This window comes from Clostridium homopropionicum DSM 5847 (genome assembly GCF_001263795.1).
Classification (GTDB): Bacteria; Bacillota; Clostridia; order Clostridiales; family Clostridiaceae; genus Clostridium_H; species Clostridium_H homopropionicum.
This window is the reverse complement of record NZ_LHUR01000023.1, coordinates 52,083-73,438: the sequence shown is the minus strand read 5'-3', so window position 1 is coordinate 73,438 and position 21,356 is coordinate 52,083. Positions and strand designations below refer to the sequence as shown.

General features: G+C 30.2%; 21 protein-coding genes, 3 tRNA genes and 1 other RNA gene. 18 read left to right on the top strand and 7 right to left on the bottom strand.

Annotated elements, in window-relative coordinates; all coding sequences use genetic code 11:
- Positions 1–50: 50 nt before the first annotated feature.
- Positions 51–797, bottom strand: coding sequence for a YwaF family protein (locus tag CLHOM_RS10520; RefSeq protein WP_423230636.1), 747 nt, complete (start codon positions 795–797; stop codon positions 51–53).
- 190 nt (positions 798–987) lie between these two features.
- Between CLHOM_RS10520 and CLHOM_RS10515 the strand changes: the two genes are divergently transcribed.
- Entirely contained in the window at positions 988–1,554 is a 567-nt protein-coding gene (locus CLHOM_RS10515) for a TetR/AcrR family transcriptional regulator (RefSeq protein ID WP_052221663.1), read from the top strand.
- A gap of 166 nt (positions 1,555–1,720) precedes the next feature.
- Entirely contained in the window at positions 1,721–4,471 is a 2,751-nt protein-coding gene (locus CLHOM_RS10510) for a YhgE/Pip domain-containing protein (RefSeq protein WP_052221662.1), read from the top strand.
- A gap of 35 nt (positions 4,472–4,506) precedes the next feature.
- Here CLHOM_RS10510 and CLHOM_RS10505 read toward each other — a convergent pair whose 3' ends face one another.
- Together CLHOM_RS10505 and CLHOM_RS10500 are read right to left on the bottom strand one after the other, a co-directional pair.
- Complete coding sequence (locus tag CLHOM_RS10505; protein WP_052221661.1) at positions 4,507–6,108, bottom strand: ABC1 kinase family protein; 1,602 nt, start codon at positions 6,106–6,108, stop codon at positions 4,507–4,509.
- Positions 6,109–6,177: 69 nt separating this feature from the next.
- A complete protein-coding gene (locus CLHOM_RS10500) occupies positions 6,178–6,483 on the bottom strand; it encodes a phasin family protein (RefSeq protein ID WP_052221660.1) in 306 nt (101 codons plus the stop codon).
- Positions 6,484–6,689: 206 nt separating this feature from the next.
- On the opposite strand from CLHOM_RS10500, the gene CLHOM_RS10495 reads away from it, so the two are divergent.
- The 3 genes from CLHOM_RS10495 (at position 6,690) to CLHOM_RS10485 (ending at position 8,560) form a co-directional block, all read left to right on the top strand.
- A tRNA-Arg gene (locus tag CLHOM_RS10495) sits at positions 6,690–6,766 on the top strand.
- 125 nt (positions 6,767–6,891) lie between these two features.
- Positions 6,892–8,097, top strand: a complete 1,206-nt coding sequence (locus tag CLHOM_RS10490; protein ID WP_052221659.1) for an EAL and HDOD domain-containing protein — start codon at positions 6,892–6,894, stop codon at positions 8,095–8,097.
- Positions 8,098–8,119: 22 nt separating this feature from the next.
- Positions 8,120–8,560 carry a nucleoside deaminase gene (locus CLHOM_RS10485; RefSeq protein ID WP_052221658.1) on the top strand — a complete coding sequence of 147 codons (441 nt, stop codon included), beginning with the start codon at positions 8,120–8,122 and terminating at the stop codon, positions 8,558–8,560.
- Between the two features lie 39 nt (positions 8,561–8,599).
- On the opposite strand, the gene CLHOM_RS10480 is transcribed toward CLHOM_RS10485, so the two are convergent.
- Both CLHOM_RS10480 and CLHOM_RS10475 read right to left on the bottom strand, forming a co-directional pair.
- Complete coding sequence (locus CLHOM_RS10480; protein ID WP_052221657.1) at positions 8,600–9,418, bottom strand: metal ABC transporter permease; 819 nt, start codon at positions 9,416–9,418, stop codon at positions 8,600–8,602.
- Entirely contained in the window at positions 9,405–10,076 is a 672-nt protein-coding gene (locus CLHOM_RS10475; protein ID WP_052221656.1) for a metal ABC transporter ATP-binding protein, read from the bottom strand. The genes CLHOM_RS10480 and CLHOM_RS10475 overlap by 14 nt, the downstream gene beginning before the upstream one ends.
- A gap of 131 nt (positions 10,077–10,207) precedes the next feature.
- On the opposite strand from CLHOM_RS10475, the gene CLHOM_RS10470 reads away from it, so the two are divergent.
- Entirely contained in the window at positions 10,208–11,140 is a 933-nt protein-coding gene (locus CLHOM_RS10470) for a metal ABC transporter substrate-binding protein (protein WP_052221655.1), read from the top strand.
- Positions 11,141–11,174: 34 nt separating this feature from the next.
- On the opposite strand, the gene CLHOM_RS10465 is transcribed toward CLHOM_RS10470, so the two are convergent.
- Complete coding sequence (locus tag CLHOM_RS10465; protein ID WP_052221654.1) at positions 11,175–11,615, bottom strand: Fur family transcriptional regulator; 441 nt, start codon at positions 11,613–11,615, stop codon at positions 11,175–11,177.
- A gap of 184 nt (positions 11,616–11,799) precedes the next feature.
- Between CLHOM_RS10465 and CLHOM_RS10460 the strand changes: the two genes are divergently transcribed.
- From CLHOM_RS10460 to CLHOM_RS10410, 12 genes are all read left to right on the top strand, one after another.
- Positions 11,800–11,890 (top strand) — tRNA-Ser (locus CLHOM_RS10460).
- 90 nt (positions 11,891–11,980) lie between these two features.
- A complete protein-coding gene (locus CLHOM_RS10455; protein ID WP_052221653.1) occupies positions 11,981–12,184 on the top strand; it encodes a heavy-metal-associated domain-containing protein in 204 nt (67 codons plus the stop codon).
- A 183-nt stretch (positions 12,185–12,367) separates the two neighbouring features.
- On the top strand, positions 12,368–13,267 hold the full coding sequence (locus CLHOM_RS10450; RefSeq protein WP_052221652.1) for an LptM family lipoprotein: 900 nt from the start codon (positions 12,368–12,370) through the stop codon (positions 13,265–13,267).
- An 80-nt stretch (positions 13,268–13,347) separates the two neighbouring features.
- Positions 13,348–13,437, top strand: a tRNA-Ser gene (locus CLHOM_RS10445).
- Between the two features lie 3 nt (positions 13,438–13,440).
- Positions 13,441–13,705: signal recognition particle sRNA large type (ffs, locus tag CLHOM_RS17915), an RNA gene on the top strand.
- A 130-nt stretch (positions 13,706–13,835) separates the two neighbouring features.
- Complete coding sequence (gene dnaX / locus CLHOM_RS10440) at positions 13,836–15,473, top strand: DNA polymerase III subunit gamma/tau (protein WP_052221651.1); 1,638 nt, start codon at positions 13,836–13,838, stop codon at positions 15,471–15,473.
- Between the two features lie 72 nt (positions 15,474–15,545).
- Positions 15,546–15,887, top strand: coding sequence for a YbaB/EbfC family nucleoid-associated protein (locus tag CLHOM_RS10435; RefSeq protein WP_052221650.1), 342 nt, complete (start codon positions 15,546–15,548; stop codon positions 15,885–15,887).
- Positions 15,888–15,901: 14 nt separating this feature from the next.
- Complete coding sequence (gene recR / locus CLHOM_RS10430) at positions 15,902–16,498, top strand: recombination mediator RecR (protein ID WP_052221649.1); 597 nt, start codon at positions 15,902–15,904, stop codon at positions 16,496–16,498.
- Between the two features lie 1,518 nt (positions 16,499–18,016).
- Entirely contained in the window at positions 18,017–18,652 is a 636-nt protein-coding gene (locus tag CLHOM_RS10425) for a helix-turn-helix transcriptional regulator (RefSeq protein WP_052221648.1), read from the top strand.
- A gap of 120 nt (positions 18,653–18,772) precedes the next feature.
- The gene (locus CLHOM_RS10420) at positions 18,773–19,285 is read left to right on the top strand and encodes a GNAT family N-acetyltransferase (protein WP_052221647.1); all 513 of its coding nucleotides are present in this window, start codon (positions 18,773–18,775) and stop codon (positions 19,283–19,285) included.
- Positions 19,286–19,382: 97 nt separating this feature from the next.
- Positions 19,383–19,739, top strand: coding sequence for a hypothetical protein (locus tag CLHOM_RS10415; protein WP_052221646.1), 357 nt, complete (start codon positions 19,383–19,385; stop codon positions 19,737–19,739).
- Positions 19,740–19,789: 50 nt separating this feature from the next.
- Positions 19,790–20,374 (top strand): DUF6438 domain-containing protein, encoded by a 585-nt coding sequence (locus tag CLHOM_RS10410; RefSeq protein WP_052221645.1) that lies wholly within the window; start codon positions 19,790–19,792, stop codon positions 20,372–20,374.
- A 356-nt stretch (positions 20,375–20,730) separates the two neighbouring features.
- On the opposite strand, the gene CLHOM_RS10405 is transcribed toward CLHOM_RS10410, so the two are convergent.
- Positions 20,731–21,135 (bottom strand): four helix bundle protein, encoded by a 405-nt coding sequence (locus CLHOM_RS10405; RefSeq protein ID WP_052221644.1) that lies wholly within the window; start codon positions 21,133–21,135, stop codon positions 20,731–20,733.
- Positions 21,136–21,356: the final 221 nt, after the last annotated feature.

The window sequence follows — 21,356 nt, the reverse complement described above, 5'->3', positions numbered from 1 at the left end:
ATAGGTTTCATATATAAACTATAGCTTTAAGTATATAATGAGGAAGCATTTTAAGTTTGGTTTTTAAAAGAGTATATATTGATGAAAGGCAGATACAATAATAAAAATAGTGAGTACATTCCTGCTATAATAAATGGAACAAAATATATTGGATCATTAGGTAGAAAATCTAAAGGGGAAGCATAGGGTTTATATCTTAGGTAACAATAATTTGCGTCTACTAAATAGTTTATTGGAATAGTTACTATAAAATATACGAGAGTCCATCTAAGCATTCTTTTCAATGAATTAATATCAGGAGTATACTTATGAACAAATATCATAAATAATACAGAAATTAAAATTCCTCCGTGAGAAATAAAAAATTGAATAAAGATATAGTGAGGAAATGGAAATATTGAAGTATCATGGAAAATTAAAGCTATAAATGCACCACCAAGTCCCCAAAAGTATAAAACATCAAATATTTTTCTGCTTTTAGTAAACAGCATAATTATTGAAAGTATTACAGAAATTCTACACAAATAAAGAGGCAAAGATTCTTTTAAATTTAATCTTTCATTAGTTATATACCAAAGATAAATAGAAAGCTGATGAAATATTAGAATAAGTCCTATGAAATGAGAATAAAATTTTTCATATTTAGGCTTTCTTAGTGTTTCTCTAAATGAGTATATTGCTAATACTATTAATAAAATAATAAATAAACTTATTAAATGAGGCATAGAAAAGTTTTTTGTAAAATCTTTTTGTTCAACTGGTTTCCAAAATAAATTAATGAAATCCAAAGCTCTCACCTCTGTTAAATTTCTCAAGACTATTTTTTGCAAAAGAATAAATATTAATCTATAAAAAATAATATTAAGAAAATATATTTTAATAAGTTTAATTTATATTTAAAACGTTGAGAAATGCTTCAATAGTAAGTATAATAAAGTAAAATCAATAGTATGAAGGAAATTATTATAATTTGGAGTGATATGATAAATGAATAAAACTAAAGGAGCTATATTTAATGCTGCAATAAAGGTATTTTCAGAAAAGGGTTATAATGGTGCAACAATGGATGATATAGCTATAAATGCAGGTGTTGCAAAGGGAACTTTATATTATCATTTTAGAAGTAAAGAAGAAATATTTAAGTACATAGTTAAAGAAGGAATGAAAAAGATACAAATAGAAGTTCAAGATTATGTAGAGAGAGTAGAGGACCCTATTTTAAGATTGAAGAACTTATGTAGAGTACAGCTGGAGTTAGTATATAAATATAGGAATTTTTTTAAGGTTATAATGAGTCAGCTTTGGGGAGTAGAGATAAGACAATTAGAACTTAGAGAAGTTATTCAAAAATACATAATTTTAATAGAAGGATACATAAGAGAAGCTATACAAAAGGGAGCTGTAAAGAATGGAAATGAATCCTTTATGGCATACACTTTTTTCGGAGCATTATGTTCAACTGCAGTATATGAACTTATAAATAATGATGATATTGATATTGAAGAGCTAATTCAGAATTTAACAAATTATTTATTGTATGGAATGGCAATATAAAATTAAGTGGAGTAAAGCTATAAAAAAGCTGTACTCTACTTTTTTTATTATGTTGATAAATGTTAATAAATTATTCATTGACTTATAAAATAAAAAAGAGTATAAATATACTGACTGGTCAGTATAAATAAATCGTAGAAATTATTTTATAAGTGGGGTGATTAATTTGAAATTTTTAAAGATAGCTGGTAGAGATATAGCTAGTATTTTTAGAAATAGGTTTATTAGAATATCTGTTACTGCAATTATAATTGTACCTCTACTATACAGCTTACTTTACCTGGCAGCCTTTTGGGATCCATACAGTAAGCTAAAGGAAATGCCTGTAGCGGTGGTTAACTTAGATAAGGGAAGCATAAAAGATTCGAAAGAGGTTAACTATGGTAAGGATATTGAGGATGGTTTAAAAGAGAATGAGGATTTAGGCTTCAAATTTATTTCTAATTTAGAAAATGCAAAGAAAGGTTTGGAGGGAAAGGAATTCTATGCAGTGTTTGTTATTCCTGAGGATTTTTCAAAAAAAATTACTGATGTAGAAGATGGAAAATTAGAAAAAGCATCTATAGACTATATTGCTAATGAAAAGAAAAATTTCTTAGCTGCTCAAATTAATAATAAGGTTGCCTTAGAATTAAAGGATAAAGTAATAAAGAGTATTTCAGAAGAATTTACAAAGGTTACCTTTAATAATTTATATGAGATAAAAGATGGAATGAATAAAGCAGCAGATGGAAGTAGTCAAATTACAGATGGAGTTTCACAACTAAAGAGTAATGTTCCCGAAATGGAGAAAGGTGTTGGAAAGCTCTATGAGGGTTCTACTGATTTAAATAATGGATTACTTCAATTAAAAAGCAATGTTCTTTTGTTAGGGAATGGAATTGGCCAGTTAAAATCAAAAGTAGATAAGGCTTCTGCGGAATTTAATAAGCATCCTGAACTAAAAGGTATAGTTAATGATAAGGATATAAATGGTGCTAGAACTCTTATCCAAGATGCTAATGTGCTTAAAGATGCAGATACATCAGCCTTAGAGATGCTTCCAGCTCTTGCTACAGCTGAAAATTTAGGGCTAATAAATAAAACAACTAATGATCTTCTAGCAATAGACATGAATAAAACAAAGGCATTAATGAATACTCCAGGAATGGATAAGCTTACAGATTCAAAAAACATGGAGAATATGTCAAAGTTAATGAAGGATGCCTCTTCATTAAAAAATCTTGATGCAAATAAGATAATTCCTTTAATGAGCTTGCTGCAGCAGTCAGATAAATTGAGAGGAATAATGGATGAGTCTACAAAGTTAACACAAATAGATTTAAATAGTGTTAATAATTTTATAGAAGCACAAAAGCTTTCATCAGAGAAATTTATAGCTAGTTCATCTCAATTAAATGCTCATAAACAAGAACTAGAAATGGCAATTAAGACAAATCCTAATTTAACTGATACTCAAGTACAGCAAATGGTTGGATTAATAGAAGAATATAATACCTTAACAACAGAAACCTCAAAGAATATGCAAAGCTCTGCTTTAGTAATAAATAATATGAGCAAAAACATTTCTGAACTTAGTAATTTACAAAAAGATTTAAAGGACAATGCTGCTGTTATAGAAGGAGTAAAGAATGCTTTAAGTGAAGAGAATGTGGCATACTTAAAATCAGCTTTACCTCAGCTAATTCAGGTTAAACAAGAACTAGATGCCAATTCAGATACTTTAAATTCAGTTAGTGGATTACTAAAAACTTTGGAAGGTACAGATATTAAAGCTTCTTTAGGAAAGATTGAAGCACTTCAAAAGGATATAGCTTATGCTAAACCAATGCTTGAAGCTTTAGAGAAGAATATGACACCAGAGCAATTAGCTTCAGTTAAAAACTCACCACAGCTAATTAATCAATTGCTTAAAATGAAAAAAGACTTAAATGATAATGAAAAGATACTAGAAGTTACTGAAAATGCTTTACAAGATAATAATATTGCCATGGCAAAGGGATTAATTTCATCAATTCCAGAGTTAAGAGGAGGCATTGATAAATTATATAGTGCTTCAAATGAATTAATATATGGAGTAAATGCCTTAGCTAATGGTTCATCTCAGTTAAATGGAGGTCTAAAAGAATTAAATGGAAAACTTCCTGAACTTGAAAGTGGAGTAAATAAACTTTACGATGGTTCAAAAGAATTAAGCGATAAATTAGCTGATGGCTCTAATGACCTAAATGATAAGCTTAAAGTGAGCAGTGATAGTATGGGAGATTTTGTATCAGAGCCTTTATTATTAAAGGAAGCTCCAATTAATAAAGTTCCTAATTATGGAACAGGATTTACTCCGTATTTTATACCATTATCTTTATGGGTAGGAGCACTTATGATGTTCTTTATAATAACAGATAAAGTAGATGAAGATTTAGATGCAAAGCCAGCTTCAATAGTAATTGGTAAATTTTTATCTTATGGATTTATAGGAGTGCTTCAAGCTTTATTAGCAAGTGTGGTAGTATTGATGTTAGGCTTAAGACCAGCTAATATACCATTGTATATATTGTTTAATGTTTTCTTATCCTTTGTATTTATTGCTATAATACAAAGCCTTGTATTTTTACTTGGGCAGGCAGGAAGACTACTGGCTATAGTACTATTAATATTGCAATTGACCTCATCAGGAGGAACCTTCCCATTAGAAGTTGTTCCTAAGTTTTTTAAAGTCTTAAATCCTATTATGCCTTTCACCTATGCTACAGGTGGACTTAGAGAGATAATTTCTGGAGTGGATTATTCTGCACTGACATATAATATAGTGGTTCTTGCAGTAATAATGATAATATTTTTAATAATATCCGTAATTATGAAAGGACATGCAGATAAAATTCAAGAAAAGATAAGAGAAAAAAGAGAAGTAGTAGCATAATAAAAAAGGGATGCACAATAGTTTGCATCTCTTTTTCATATCTTACCTGAACGTATTATTGATATTAATAGCCAAAAACCCATAAAGGCTGCTATTCCATATCCAACTAAGCCGATTATTGATATATTAGCATACTTTGGACCAATGTTTGTATTTAGTATTAAAGAGGATGCTATTATCATTGAAGATATAACAAGGCCAATAACCATTCTATTGATCATTTTGTTAAGTTCATTTACATTTTTATTTAAATCTTTGTGCTCCAATTGAATCTTTGCTCTTCCCTGCATTATACTATCACAAAGCTCAATTACTTTAGTAGGAAGTCTTGAAGAATCACGTCCAAAGTTTATAACCCTAATCAAGGATTCATTGAAATTAAAATTTTTTAATATAGAAAATTCATTATTATTTTTAACATAGGATATTATAATATCTAATATTTGTGTATCTGGCGATAGTTTTACAACAACCCCTTCTGCAATAATTAAGGATCGTATAAGAAGGGTAAAATCCTTTGGAAGCCTTAAATTATTATTTTTTGCAACATTAAAAAGATCTTCTAATAAAGCTGAAATCTTTATGTTTGCAAGAGAAGCAGATAAATAACTATCCAAAAGATAGTCAATATCCTCGAAAAGTTTATTTCTATTTACATGTCCTTTCTTTATTCCAATGGACATAAGAAGAGTAATAAGCTTATTTATATCCTTATAGGCAATTGCAAACATCATTTCATTTAAAGCAACTTTTAGGGCTTTTGATATAGTTCCAGCCATTCCAAAATCTATAAAACAGATTTTACCAGAACTTATTATTAAATTACCAGGATGCGGATCACCGTGAAAGAAGCCATCTTCAAATATTTGTTTACAAAAGGATAAGGCTAGCTTATGACCAATGTCGTCCAAGTTATAACCAGCTTCTTTTAGTTTTTTTAGGTTGGTAATTTTAATACCTTCTATCTTTGTCATAGTTATTACTTTTTTTGTTGAAAATCTACTAATAACATAAGGATAAGATACAAATGCTACATCTTTATTGAGGTTAGCGAAAGTCTCTAGATTTTTAGCTTCATTTTCAAAATCTAATTCTTGTTCCGCAGCAAACTTAAGCTCGTCTATAGCTTCTTCCAGGTCTATGAGGGTATCACTGAATCTAGCCTTTGTAAGTTTTGATATTTTATAAAGTATTGAAATATCCTGAGACATTTTTTCACATATTCCTGGTCTCTGAACCTTAACTATAACTTTTTCTCCAGTTTTTAAGGTTGCTTCGTGTACTTGTGCCATAGATGCAGAGGCAAGAGGAGCTTTATTAAAACTTTTAAAGGCATCTTCAATAGTCATATTAAATTCTTCTTGAAAAACTTTAACTATGTTTTCAAAAGGTTCTTGAACTACATTATCTTGAAGCTTTGATAGTTCTTCTATATATTGATTTGGCAATATATCCGGCCTTGTGCTTAAAATCTGGCCAATTTTTATAAAGGTTGGTCCTAAATCTTCAAAGGCCTTTCGAAGATTTACAGCAGCAGTTTTTTCATTTTTAATTTTACTATCTACAATGGAACCAAAGCCGTAGAAGGCCAAGGTTTTAACTATTTCTCTAAATCTTTGTACAGAATTTTTAGACATAGGATACCTCTCTTTTGTATTAGATAAAAGCCCTAAACTTATGTTAGGGCTTTGTAAGGATTATATATATTATTCACTTTTGTTTTCTAATTTATCTAGTCTTTTTTTAAGTTCTTCAATTTCATCTTTAGTTGCTAAATTCATTTGGGATAAAAGTTCTTTCATATCTTCCTTTGTTAGAGGCTTATATTTCTCAGTAGCTTCTTTTGTTTTATCAATAAGATTTGCTCTAAGCTCTTGAGAAAGTTCCTTCCCTTCATCGATGGAAAGTTTTCCTTTTTCAACTAGCTCATCAACTAATTCCGCAGCTTTTTCATAAGTATAAGCGGCAGAGCCAATTCCAACTAGAAATATCTTTTTTAATTCATCTAACATATTAATTACCCTCCTTTTATTTTTAAAGGGATATATTACCTTATATGTACATTATACTTCTAACAATATTGTTTATAAATAGATATGTATAAAGTTAATATAAATTTTAAATATGTGAAAGTTTAGAAATATTAAAAATAGTATAAAAAAATGCAGGTTGACATTACTGCTAAACTGCAATAAAATATTATGGTAAAACTTAATAAGCACTCGTAGCTCAGTAGGATAGAGCGTCCCCCTCCTAAGGGGAAGGCCGGGGGTTCGACTCCCTTCGGGTGCACCAGATTTAAAGCATTAAAAAAGCCATCTAAGATACATTCTTAGATGGCTTTTTAGTTGACTAAATTATTGCAATTGCTATAATCAGAGTATATACATAATTTAGTATATACTTATGAGGTGGAGCTTATGGAGGTATTTGTAGCAAGGCAGCCTATTTTAGATAAGAATAATAAGGTTATTGCATATGAGTTACTATTTAGAAGCAGTATGAATAATAGTTTTTCAAATTCAGATGGAGATAAAGCAACATTAGAAGTGATAAATAATAGCTTTATTAATATTGGCATAGATAAAATAGTAGGTAACAAAAAAGCTTTTATTAATTTTACTGAAAAAATCCTAAAATCTGATGTAGTAGATATACTGTCTCCTAAACTTATAGTTATAGAAGTATTAGAAAATGTAGAACCTACTGAAGAAATATTTAATGTTTGTAAAAGTCTAAAAAATAAAGGCTTTATCTTGGCTTTAGATGATTTCGTTTTTAATTCAAAATATATTAATTTACTGAAGATAGCAGATATTATTAAAGTTGATTTTACGATAACTAAGGGTTATGAGAGAAAGAGAATAATTGAGTTAGTAAAAAATAAAAATATAAAATTCTTAGCAGAAAAGGTTGAAACTGTTGAAGAATTTAAACAGGCAGTTGCTTTTGGATATTCCTATTTTCAAGGATATTATTTTAGTAAACCTTTAATAGTTTCTGAAAAAATGATTCCAGAAAACAAACTGGTTAATCTTAAAATTCTTAGAGAGCTAAATAAAGAACACTTTTCTATGGATAATTTAATCAATTTAATAAAAAGGGATATAGCTCTATCTTATAAATTCTTGAAGCTCATAAATTCTGCGAACTTTGGTTTTAAAAGTAGAATAACCTCATTGAATCAAGCCGCTGCATTGCTTGGAGAAGAAGAAGTAAAAAGATGGCTGTATTTTATTGTAGTAAATACTATTGGAGAAGACAAACCAGAAATTATAACAGTAAATACTTTAACTAGGGCTAGATTTTCAGAATTGATTTTTGAGGCAATTGATTTAAAGGAAAAGGCTTTTCATGGTTATTTAACTGGAATGCTATCAATGATGGATGTAATTTTAGATAGACCAATGTATGAAATACTAAATGAACTATTAATACTGCCTGATGTAAAGGAAGCATTACTAGGGGAAAGAGTTAATATTTATTCTAAAATATTAAATTTAGTTATTTCTTATGAAAAAGGGCAATGGACTAAGGTTTTTTCAATAGCTAAAGAGCTTAAGTTAGATGAGAAATGTCTACCTAGAGCATATATTGATGCTATTCAATGGGCAAAAGAAGTTTAATATAATATTAAGGAGTTTATTTATGAAAGAAGCTTTTATGGATAAAGCCTTAGAGGAGGCTAAAATAGCTGAAAGACTAAAGGAAGTTCCCGTAGGAGCAGTTATTGTGAAAGATAATAAAATAATTGCATCTGCTCACAATCTAAGGGAAATTCTTAAAGATCCAACTGCCCATGCTGAAATTTTAGCAATAAAAAAAGCAGCAGAAGTTTTAGGGGATTGGAGATTAAATGGGTGTGAGATGTATGTTACCTTAGAACCTTGCCCTATGTGTGCTGGAGCTATAATACAATCAAGAATAAGAAAGCTTTATATAGGAACATTTGATCCTGTAGCTGGGTGCTGCGGTTCAGTTATTAATATGGTACAAAGTGAAGCATTAAGTAGTATGATTGATGTGGTATGGATGTATAAAGATGAATGTGCAGAAATTTTGAAGAAATTTTTTCTGAGTAAAAGATGATAATACAATATTGAGTATAAAATAAAAAGAGATTGCACTCTAACAAATGCAATCTCTTTTTTTGCTTAGCATAAATAATTTTTTAAAAACTATTACTAAAACTAACATAAATACAGAGGTTAAGGCTATGGTACCACCAGGAGCACTATTTATATAATAAGAAGAAATAAGTCCTACTAGTACATCTATGAAGCCGAAAACTATTGAGAAAGTCAATGTCAGCTTAAAGCTCTTTTTTAGCTGAAGGGCTGTAGCTACAGGTACTGCTAGCATAGAAGATAAAACAAGAATACCTATTATCCTTATGGATACAGATATGGTGGCTCCTACAAGAAGAGCAAAGATATAATTTATTAAAGTTACTTTTATACCAGCTATTTTAGCCCCTTCTTCATCAAAGGTTATGTATACAAGCTTATCATATAGACCTATGAGAGTTATAACGGTTATTATACTGAGAATAAATACAGTCATCAGTTCTTGCTTTGAAACAGTAAGTATACTACCAAATAGGTAGGTATTTATACTTGCGTCTATATTTCCAGCACTAATTATAGTTATCGCAATACCTACACTTAAGGTTAAGGTTATTACTAGTATTAGTTCAGCATATTTTTTGTAATAGTTTCTCATAAGTTCTATTAAAAAACCACATATGGATGTAAATATAAAAGAGCTAATTATAGGGTTAAAATTAAGCATAATTCCTAGTGCAACACCAGCAAAAGAGCTGTGAGCTAAGGTGTCTCCCATCATTGAATGTCTTCTTAAGACTAAGAAAACTCCAATGAAAGGACAGAGGATTGAAATAAGTACCGATACCATTAGAGCATTTTGCATAAAATTATACTGTAGCATTGAGACTTACCTCCTGAAACTTCATACTGTAGTCCTTTGTAGAATGAATTGTACCAGTACCATCCATAAGCTCTAATATGGAATTAGAGTTTGTTAAGGCAACTTTTAGATTGTGTTCAATAGATATTATTGTGATACCTAAATGAGTATTTAAATGTTTAATTACTTTGTATAAATCATTTTGACTACTAGAATCAAGGCCAGTGGAAGGTTCATCTAGTATTATAAGTTCTGGTTCACCCATAAGAGCTCTAGCAATAAATATCTTTTGCATTTGACCACCAGATAAATTACTAATTAGTTCCTTTGCGAATTTCTCCATATGAACAAATTTTAAGCTTTTATAAACATACTCTATGTCTTTTATTCTTAAAGCTTTTCTGTGAAAATTTAATACTTCAAAAACAGTAATAGGAAATTGAGAATTAAAATTTTCAAATCTCTGAGATACATAACCTATTCTATCTGTTTTTATAGATATAGTTCCACTTGTAGGCTTTAATATTTTTAAGATAATCTTAATTAAGGTGCTTTTTCCGCTTCCATTTTCCCCAAGTATAGATAGATAGTCACCTTTTTTTATATTTAGATTAATATTATTTAAAATAAATGGACATACTCCATTATAGGAAAAACACATATTTTTAATTTCAACCATTAAAGAACCTCCGAAAGTAATATATTTACATTATATCAATTTAGTTACATAAAACCATTGACAAAAGAAAAATTTAAGATTATTATATACCTAAATGCAAATAGTTTGCAATAAATAAAAGGAGTGAAACAATGTATAGGAAAATTATTGCCTTTTTTACGATTTTTATAATGATTATTTCTTTATCAGCTTGCGGCAATAAAGATTACAGCGAAGTATCCACAAAAACTAAGGATAATAATAACTCTAAAGGAGATAAAATAGAGGTAGTTGTTAGTTTTAATCCCTTAAAAGAATTTGCTGAGGCCGTTGGCAAGGATAAAATCACAGTAACAAGTATAGTATCTGGAGGCATTGAACCTCATGAATTTGAACCAAAGGCTAAAGATTTAGAGAACATAAATAAAGGAAAAATATTTGTATATAATGGTCTTGGAATGGAGCCTTGGGCAGAGAAGGTATTAAAAACTATTGAAAACAAGGATGTTATAATAGTTAAAGCTTCAAAAGGAGGTAATTTTATTAAAACTTCTGAGGAAGAGGAAGGTACCCATGGTGAATATGATCCCCACATTTGGCTCAGTTTAAAGGAAGCAAAGGTTGAGGCAAATAATATAAAAGAAGCTTTGATAAAAGCAGATGCTGCAAATAAGGAATTCTATGAAAATAATTATAAGGATTTTGCTAGTAAGCTAGACAATCTTTTTAATGAATACGATAAAAAATTTAAGGAAGTTAAAAACAAAAATTTTGTTACAGGTCATGAAGCCTTTGCATACATTTGCAGAGATTTTAATCTACAACAAAATAGTGTAGAAAATATGTTTTCAGAAGGAGAACCCAGTGCTAAAAAATTAAAGGAACTTGTGGATTATGCTAGAAAAAATAATGTAAAAACTATTTTTTCAGAGGGAAATGTGAGTCCTAAGGTTTCCGAAGCTTTAGCCAGTGAAATAGGAGCTAAGGTAGAAAGCATATACACTTTGGAAACTAAAGAGGATAACAAGAATTATCTTGAAAGTATGAAAGATAATTTGGAAAAAATATATGTTAGCTTAAAATAAAGTTGGTTAAAAAACAAAGTAGGGTAAGTTAGCCCTACTTTTTAGTTATTTTTTTTGTACAATTTTTGCAGTAGCCATACAATTCTATTTTGTGGTCAGTGACTAAGAAACCATCCTCTGCGACCTTAGAGGTAAATTCTTGTATAGGACAAAAATCTATTACCTCTGTCTTACCGCAGGTTTTACAAATTACATGATGATGGTGGCAGTTATTACATATTATTTCATAACTGGCTGAAGAACCAGTAATGTTTGTTTTATGAACAAGATCAATATCCTCTAAAATTTCTAAATTCCTATATACTGTTGATAAATTAGTCTTAGGGTATTTATCCTTACATTTTAAATATATGTCCTCAACGGAAAGAAATTTACCAATATTCTCAATGAGAACTTCTATTATAGAGTTTCTTTGCTTTGTAAGCTTATAGCCTTTATTTTTGAGGGACTCTTCAATTTCATCTATTTTAATCATACGAAACACGTCCTTTTAAACCTTAGTATAGTCTAATTAAGTCTTATTTTATACCAATATAATAAACCATTCAATAACAAGTTACTGGGCAGCTATATTGCAAAATACTCTAATATAATAACTCTTAGCATAATATAATAAAATATGATAAAATAGTAGTTGCCTTAATAGGTTTTAATTTTCTGGAGAGGTGGCCGAGTGGTCTAAGGCAGTTGACTCGAAATCAACCGTGGGGTTTTGCTCCACCAAGGGTTCAAATCCCTTCTTCTCCGCCATTTTTAATTAAAAGATAGTTGCTTGGATAAAAAATCTTCTTTCTTTTCATACTAGTACTAGTATCTAACTAAGATGAGAGGAGATAATATATGAGAATAATACAGTATAATGTTCCAGATCTTTTAAATGCTCAAAGTAAAACTCAATTGAATAATGCCCTAGATAAGGTAACTGGGGTTCAGGAAGTTGCAGTAGATTTTGCAAGGGGAATAGTTCAGGTAGGATATAATCCACCAGCAGATGGAGAACAAATTAAAATGTGTATTGAGAATACAGGATATACAGTTCAATAAATGAGAAGAGGTTAGCAGATTTTGCTGACCTCTTTTATATAATTATAAATAATTAGAAGATATATTTTTTAAATCACATAAAGATATAGTATAATATTAGTAATATAGGTAGTCCTATGTAATATTAAATAAAGTATCGGAAGTGGTTTGAGTAAATATATGATAACTAGGAGTTGTAAATACATGAAAAAAATTATAATACTGATTTCTACCATTATGCTTGTTGTAGTCATGGGGGGATGCGGAATAAAGAATCCATTTTCAAAGGATAGTACTGATTCAACTAGTACCTCAGCTCAGCAAAATACAAGTAATACTAAAGATACTAAGATTGCAACAACTATTGATCAGAGGTTACAGGAGCTAGAAAACAAGTATTCTTTGGAGAGAAAGAATTTAGAGAAAGATAGGAATCTTGAAGCTGATAAAGAATTAAAAAGCTTTAATGATAATATAGATATTAATGCAAAAACAGTAAAGAAGGAATATGAAGATAAAATTTCAGCCTTAAATAAGTCAAGTCAAGACAAGCTAAAAAAAGATTTAACTATTGAACTTAACAGGATTAAAGCAGAGTTTGAAAATGAAAAGAAAAAAATAGAAGCAGAATATACTGCAGAGAAAGCTAGAAATAGTCAAACAGGAACAACTTCTAGTACTGCAAATTCACCTGAGAAAAACAGGGCTAATAAATTATATGAAGCAGAGCAGCAAAAGGCACAGAAAGAGAGAGATGCAAATAATAATTATGCTTTAAATATAGAAGCTCAATCTAAAGCTTATGAGAGTCAACTTAATGAATTAAATAACATATGGGCAGAATATGATGCTAAAATAAAGTCAGCTAAGGATCAATTGAACTCATCTAAACAAGCTATAAAGGGAAAGATAAATCTAAAATATGATAATAGCATGGCAAAGCTAAAAACTGATGCTATTACTGTAGAATCCATGTGGCAAAACATTCCTACTAGCGAGGATCAAGAGATAAAGTCTTTGTGGAAAGTTGAACAAGATAAATATGAAAATTCAGTAAAAGAAATAACTACTTGGAGAGATAACCAATTAAAAAGTGTAATATAATAATTTATTACCCTTGAAATAAGTAAAAATAGATAGTATAATATTCTTTGCTTAACAAAACTAAAAATTGTTAATTACATGGAGAGATGTTCGAGTGGTTTAAGGAGCACGCCTGGAACGCGTGTGTAGGGGTAACTCTACCGAGGGTTCGAATCCCTCTTTCTCCGCCATTGTCGTGCTAGATGGGAAGTTAGCGGTGTCCTGTAACCTGTAATCCGCTACAGCAGGGTTGAATTCCTCGCTTAGGCCTTGAAATGTGAGGTCTGGCCTATATAAGTGGCGTTGATAACTGGGCCCCACGCAAGGAAAACTTGCGAACCCCGTCAGGTCTGGAAGGAAGCAGCGGTAAGTGAGACCTTTCCTGTGCCGTGGGTAAACCTGGTTTGAGTTAACTGTATAGGTAACGCTCATATTTCACTGTCGACGCGAGGTGCACGACTTAAATTTAAATTGTTATATAAGACAAGACGCAATAAGCGTCTTTTTTTATTTAAAATAAAATCTGTTATGGTATAATTATAATTAGTGTTTCATATGGCTATAATGTAAAAGATAAGAGGTGTTTCTATTGTCATATACGGCTTTATATAGAGAGTGGAGGCCAAAAACTTTTGAAGAAGTTGTTGGTCAATCTCATGTTACTACAACACTAAAAAATCAAATAAAAAATAATAGAGTAGCTCATGCATATCTTTTATGTGGTACAAGAGGAACAGGAAAAACCTCTACAGCAAAAATTTTTGCAAAAGCAGTAAACTGCCTTGAACCTAAAGATGGAGAGCCGTGTAATGAATGTGAAATGTGTAAAAAAATCAATGCAGGTCTTGCTATTGATGTATCTGAAATGGATGCAGCATCTCACAATAAAGTTGACGATATAAGAGATCTTATTGAAGAAGTAAAGTATCCTCCAAGAGAGAGCAGATACAAGGTATATATAATGGATGAAGTCCATATGCTTACACAAGGCGCTGTAAATGCCTTTTTAAAGACCTTAGAGGAACCTCCTGAAAAAACTATCTTTGTACTTGCAACAACTGATCCTCAGAAGCTTCCTATTACTATTCTATCTAGATGTCAAAGGTTTGATTTTAAAAGAATAAAAAGTGATGACATATTCGAAAGGTTAGTAAAGATAATAAAAGAGCAAGGAAATTACGCTGACAACAAAAGCCTAAGGCTAATTGCAAGAATATCTGATGGGGCCATGAGAGATGCTTTAAGCATATTAGATCAAGCAATATCTATGGGTAATGGAAATGTAGATTATGACAAATTAATCAACATGCTAGGACTTATTACCAATGAGTATTTATTTAAGCTTACGGACAGTATAATTAAAAGAGATATAGAAGAGGCAATAAGTGTTATTGATGAAGTAGTATACACTGGTAAGGATGTTAATCTTTTTACAAAAGATATGATTCTTCATTTGAGAAACCTAATGATTTCAAAGGTTAGTGAAAATCCAGAAGAAGTTTTAGATATGTCTGAAGAAAACATATATATTGTAAAAGAACAGGCAAGTAAGCTTAGAGTTGAAGAAATAATGAGATGTATAAGAATACTTCAGGAGAGCGAAGAGCAAAGCAAGTGGAGTAATCAAGGAAGAATATATTTAGAAATGGCAGTAATAAAGATGTGCAAATTCGAATATGATACATCTAAAGAAGTTCTTTTAGCTAGAATTAATAAATTAGAGAATATAATAAAAGAGGGCAACTTTAATATAAAACAGAATATTTCAGATAATAATGCAGTAAAGACTGTAGAAAATAGAAACCCTAAAAAAGTATTCGAAAAGAAACAAGATAATAAAGAAAAATCCAATGACTTAAATATTAAGATAGAAGAAAACATTGAAAGTAAATTGACTTTAGAAGATGTTAAAAAGTCGTGGAAGGATATACTTGAAGTTTTAAAAGCAAGAAGGCTTATGGTTCTGTATGCGTCCTTAGTAACTGGTAAGGTAGAATCTTGTATTAATGGGATTATAGAAATAAAATATGAACCAGAATACGCATTTAATATTAGCAGATTAAAGAAGGAAGAGAATAGAAGAACTGTAGATGAAATTTTTTCTGAAGCACTAAAAGAAAAGGTTAGAATAAAATATATTGTAGAGGAAAAAGAAGAGCCAATAAATCCTGTAGATATTTTAAAGGAAACTTTTGGTGAAGATTTAGTAGAAATAATTGATGAATAGTTAAGTAAATGATAAAATATTAAAGACTAAAAAACAATTATAAAATAAGTTTAATACTTAGGAGGTAATGAAATGGCAAAGGGTGGATTCCCAGGAATGGGTGGAATGAATATAAATAATTTAATGAAGCAAGCACAAAAGATGCAGCAACAAATGGAAAAGGCACAACAAGAGCTTGAAGAAAAAGAATATACAGCAACAGCAGGTGGTGGAGCTGTTAAGGTAACTATAAATGGTAAGAAACAATTTACTAATATTGAAATTAAACCAGATGTAGTAGACCCAGACGATGTTGAAATGTTACAAGATTTAATATTGACTGCATGTAATCAAGTTCTACAAACAATGGAAGAAACTACAGCAAACGAAATGAAAAAACTTACAGGTGGAATGAATATGCCTGGAATGTTTTAATTGAGGTGAATAATTTGGATTTTTATCCTATAGCAATAGAAAAGCTAATTGAAGAGTTTGCAAAGCTGCCAGGAATAGGATATAAAACAGCTCAAAGACTAACCTTACATGTATTAAATTTACCAAGAGAAGAGGTAGATGAATTTGCAGAGGCCTTAGTTAAAGCTAGAGGAACTATAAAATATTGTTCTGTATGCGGGAATTACACTGATACAGACCCTTGTGGAATATGTTCTAACCCTAGCAGAGATAAAAGTACAATTTGTATAATAGAACAGCCCAAGGATATTATTTCTTTAGAAAAGGTTAGAGAATATAATGGAGTATATCATGTTCTTCATGGAGTAATATCTCCAATGTCAGGAAAAGGTCCCGATGATATTAAGTTAAAAGAACTAGTTCGCAGGATCAACGAAGATGTAAAAGAAATAATTGTTGCAACTAATCCTAATGTTGAGGGTGAAGCTACAGCAATGTATATCTCTAGAATTTTAAAACCTTTAGGGGTAAAGGTTACAAGAATTGCTCATGGAGTTCCTGTAGGTGGGGACTTAGAGTATGCAGATGAGGTTACTTTATCTAAGGCATTAGAGGGTAGAGTAGAGCTTTAGAAACTTAAATATAAGTGTCTCCATCAAATAAAGTCCTATCATTTTGCAAATTCATTTTAAAATGCAAATAAAGTTGTTTCAGGAAACATGGTTTATTAGGGTTAAGGAAAGCCCTGTAGGCCATGTTTTTTATTAGAAGTTTACGACGGATATAGAATAAGGAGACAAGGCTAAAAGTCAGATAAATCAATGGATTGAAAGATTGAATGAATAAGAAAATGGAAGAATAAATGGACAAAATCTCCCATTATCCCTAGTTCCTAAATCCTATTATTTCCTCAATCCTAATAGAACTTTATTTTCATTTTTTGCCCTGATTTTTAAGAAATACAAGTACTTTGAAAGACAGGTTCAAGGGAAAAGGGCTTAAATGGAAAATTAGGGGTAAAAAAACAAGCCAGTGGTATCAAGGGTTTGAGGGGTGTTGGTGAGAGAACTTTATTTGAAAAAGGTGAGGAGTTTGTTTGATGAACACATAGTTAGGAACAAGGAAAAAGGGGTAAGGAATATAGGAAATAAAAAAGACAGGATATAGGACTTAATTAGTTGTTATAAAAAGAAAATAAAGTAGTGGTATTTGAAGGGATAAGGAATCAGGAAAAGTATTGGGAATACAGGGTTTAGGTAAGTTTTAAGGTTAAAGGAATAAGGAGATTAAAGGAAATTTGTAATAGGACTTTATTTACTTTTACTATATAACATAGGCCTTTTTTTCTGTTTCTAAAAATGATGTGGTGAAAAATATTAGAAACAGAAAAGTTATTACATTGCAGAAAAGTAGTTACAAAAAGAAAATAAAGTTCTTAGATGGCGTTTTACCCACATTTCTTGATACGTGAATGGGGATAAAGTATATAAAATATAAGGGAAATGTGGATAAAAGGGAAAAGAAATTAGGACATTATTTACTTTTTATAAGAACTTAGCATATTTTTTCTGTTTCAGAAATGATGAAGAAGAAATTTTGGAAAAAGAAAAGACAATTTTAGTGATGGTAAAGTTCTATTAAAGTGAAAATAAAGTTGTGATATTGGAAGGTATAAGGAACAAGGAAAAGCATTGGGGATAAGGGGTTTGATAGGGCTTTAAGGTATAAAGGGTTTGGTGTTTGTAGGAAGTTCATGTAAGGACTTTATTTGTGTTTCCTATAGAACATGCTCTATTTTTTCTGTTTCTTAAACTCATTTAGATGATAATTTGGAAATAGAAAAGTATTTTTACTGCAAGGAAAGTTCTATTAAAGTGAAAATATAGTTGTATTATTTATATGAATATAGAAAACAGGTTGTGGAAGAGGTTAATAGGGCATTAGGAGAGTTGGCTAAAAGATAGCAAGGTGTAAGGAAGTAGGTGCTTTTACAGGCTATATAGTGTAAAATAAAGGTATATATTAGTAGAAAAATATGTAGTAAGGATTATTTATATTAGGTGCAATAAAACATTGCTTGAATGTAAAGAGTATTTTATAGAATGTAAAGCAATGATTATGTAGAATAATTATATTGGAGGTGGAACACAATGAACAATAATATTGGTAAATCAATAAGAAGTTTACGAAATAGTAAAAATATGTCTCAAGAAGTTTTAGCCGAAAAACTAAATGTTACACGACAAGCAGTTTCCAGTTGGGAAAATGGAAAAACAGAACCAGACGCAAATATGCTTTTGCAAATTAGTATGCTATTTCAAATGGATGTTGATTCTATTTTAAAAAATGAAACTTTCGTTAAAGAGCAATCAAAAATTTCTAAGGGATTAATAGTCATTTTAAGTTCCGTTGCTCTTTTTATTATTCATTTCATACTAGGAATCTGCGGATTGATAAATATTATAGCCGTTATTTTTTCAATAGGATTAATGACTTTTATTTCGTTAATAATGTATGTTGCATTTGAAAGCAGTATAAAGAATAAAGATTTTTCTATGATTGCGGGTTATAGAAAAAGTGATGAAAATAATTTACCGCTGCTTATAAAACAGTTACGCACTATGAGTTTTATTACTAGTTTTAATGCCGTTTTTTTAAATATACTATATGTTCCAGTATACTTTGTCAACGCTGAGAAACAACTATTTATAAGTATAATATATTTTGCTGTGGGGATTATAGGACTTGTTACTACTATTTTAGTTGTTAACCACAAATATAAATAATGCCAATATTGTAGAAAATGAGTATAACCTATATTAGTAATTAATACGTATCACTTTAGATATTACGTATTATAAATTTTGTGAAGTAAAGAATAGTGTATTTTAAGGGGTGTATGATAAATGGAATTGATAGCACCATGTAAAAAATATTATTCATCTTATATTGATGCTATAAAAGAATTTTCTGAGTATAAAGTTGATACTTATCAATTTTTAGATGCATCAAAATATGACATCTTTGAAAAAATTGAGAATTTTAAAACAGGCAAAAATTTACCGCTTAATTATGTTAAAGCAACATATTTATGGCTGGTAGAAGATGATGAGTTTATCGGAGAAGTATCAATTCGTCATGAATTAACTGACTCTTTGTTATGTTTCGGTGGTAACATAGGATATGGTATTCGATATTCAAAATGGAATAAAGGATATGGCACAATTATGCTTTCTTTGGCCTTGAAGCATGCAAAAGAAGTTGTTGGCTTAAACAAGGTTTTAATTACATGTAATGATAATAATTTAGGTTCTGCCCGTGTTATCGAAAAAAATTTTGGATTATTGCAAGACAAAATTATAAATGTGATTGATGGTGTTGAGAGAATAACAAGAAGATATTGGATTGAAATTAATTAATATAGAGTAGCAAATGTAAAAAACAAATTTAGGTTGTGAATAATATTCTCAAAATATGTATTAAGAAAGGTTATATACATTTGCAGGGGGTGATAGTTTGGCTAAGCATGATTTTGGAATAATAGATTCTTTTGAAGAAAACAAATGGTATAGCGATTATGAACCTGAAAAATACAATTGTATTTCGGTACATGATGACTTATTAGAAGAGATGATTATAAAGTATAATAAGGAACTAATGACATTTAAAACATACTTTCAGGTTACAACTCAGCCAGGAAATGGCTTGGATTATTGTGGAGTAACTCTCATCCCGCCAGAATCCCTTAAACAATTTAGAGATATTATCATAAAGGCAAATAATCATTATAAATCACAAGAACTTCAATTGCTTATTGAAAAGGTATCTGGTGCGATTAGTGAGGATAAATACTTAATTCACTACGGAATATAGTGTTTTTTGTATATAAGCATATGAATATGCAGGCTAATAGGGGGATTATCATGTTTGAATATATTAGATTGCAAAGAACAATGTGCTATGGAACTTGCCCTGTTTATAGTGTAACAGTAGACAACGAGGGTAATGTAAATTATCATGGAGAAATGTTTGTATATAAAAGTGGAGAGCAGCATTGGAAGATATCAAAGAAAAAAGTAGAACAATTAAATGACTTGATTGAGGATTTTGGGTTTAAGTCTTTCATATATGAGCCAGGGGAGGAGTTCATTACAGACCAACCTTCTTGCATAACAACGGTAAAGTATTCTGGTGAAGAAACTAAAGAAATTGACCACTATTATGGACATATTATGATAGATGATAGTTTGGCAGCCTTTGAAAAGAAAATAGATAGAATAATAGGAATTAAAAAATATGTAAATCCAAGGTTATACATATATCAGGTTGAAGAAAAGAATTCAGAGCCATTAATTAGATTTATAGTTATTTCTGCTTCAGAAAAAGAAGCAATATATATGGTAGAAAAAGAATGTGACAGACAAGAAGTATTAGAATGGCAAGTGCGGAAGATTGGTATTGCTACGGATGACTATTATGGACCTGCCATACTGATGAAAAATATTTAACTACTAAATGGTAAAATAAGAATAAAGTTTGCTATAATAAGCAGAAAAGGACAAATGCCAAGGTGTGTTAACACCCTGACGCTTGGAACCTTTTTCAAAATAGGGCTATTAGGATTTTTTAGAACGCTTTGGAGGATTAACGGTCTTCCAAGGCATTTTTTCTTATTTTTTATAGCAATCAAGAAAAGTACAGAAAGAATGCCTAGACCTCGCCCCTTATCCCTCGAAACTTTCCCCAACTTATAAGAGTTTAAACTAAAGAGATAGTTCTATCCCTAGAACAATTTCTAAATTAGACTACAACATTTTTAGTAAAGCCTGCAAGGGGAACAATCCTATAACCTATTGAATTAATATTAAGTGTCATTAGTATTTGAGGTGTCGCGCGGTGCGGATTTTAGCCTTTTTATATAGCCATATAGCATTTTGATAATCTCAATTAACCTTTTATCTAGGGCATCATATTGTGTACTATTTATATAACCATTTTGATATGCAGTAATGAGATGGCTCCTGCATTCTCCCGCACTTCCTAATGCAATATTTGCGTGAACTATTTCTTTTTTTATAAACAACTGTGTATTTCCTTCTGCAAGATTTGCCCCTATACTCCTAACAGCCCGTACTAACTGGTCTGTAAGCCTATATTGCTCACAACTTGGAAATCCTTTAACCAATTCCCTTATATCCTGCTCAAGAACATTCGCCTTCTGCCATACTTTTAGGCTTTTAAAATCTTTTATATATAAATTTTCACTCATAGAATTCATCCTTTCAAATTGATTTTTAACATCATACGGATTATTAAGGAGAAGTCAAATTCTGATAGAAGAATTTTTGCTAAGTAATTACTGAAGGTTAAAAGGGTTAAGGAGACATATAATGCATAATTAATCCTTAGCCCTTTCACCTTAGAACTAAAATCCTAACATGGTTTTTGTCGCTTAAAAAATATATTTAAGCATTGTAATATCAAGGATTT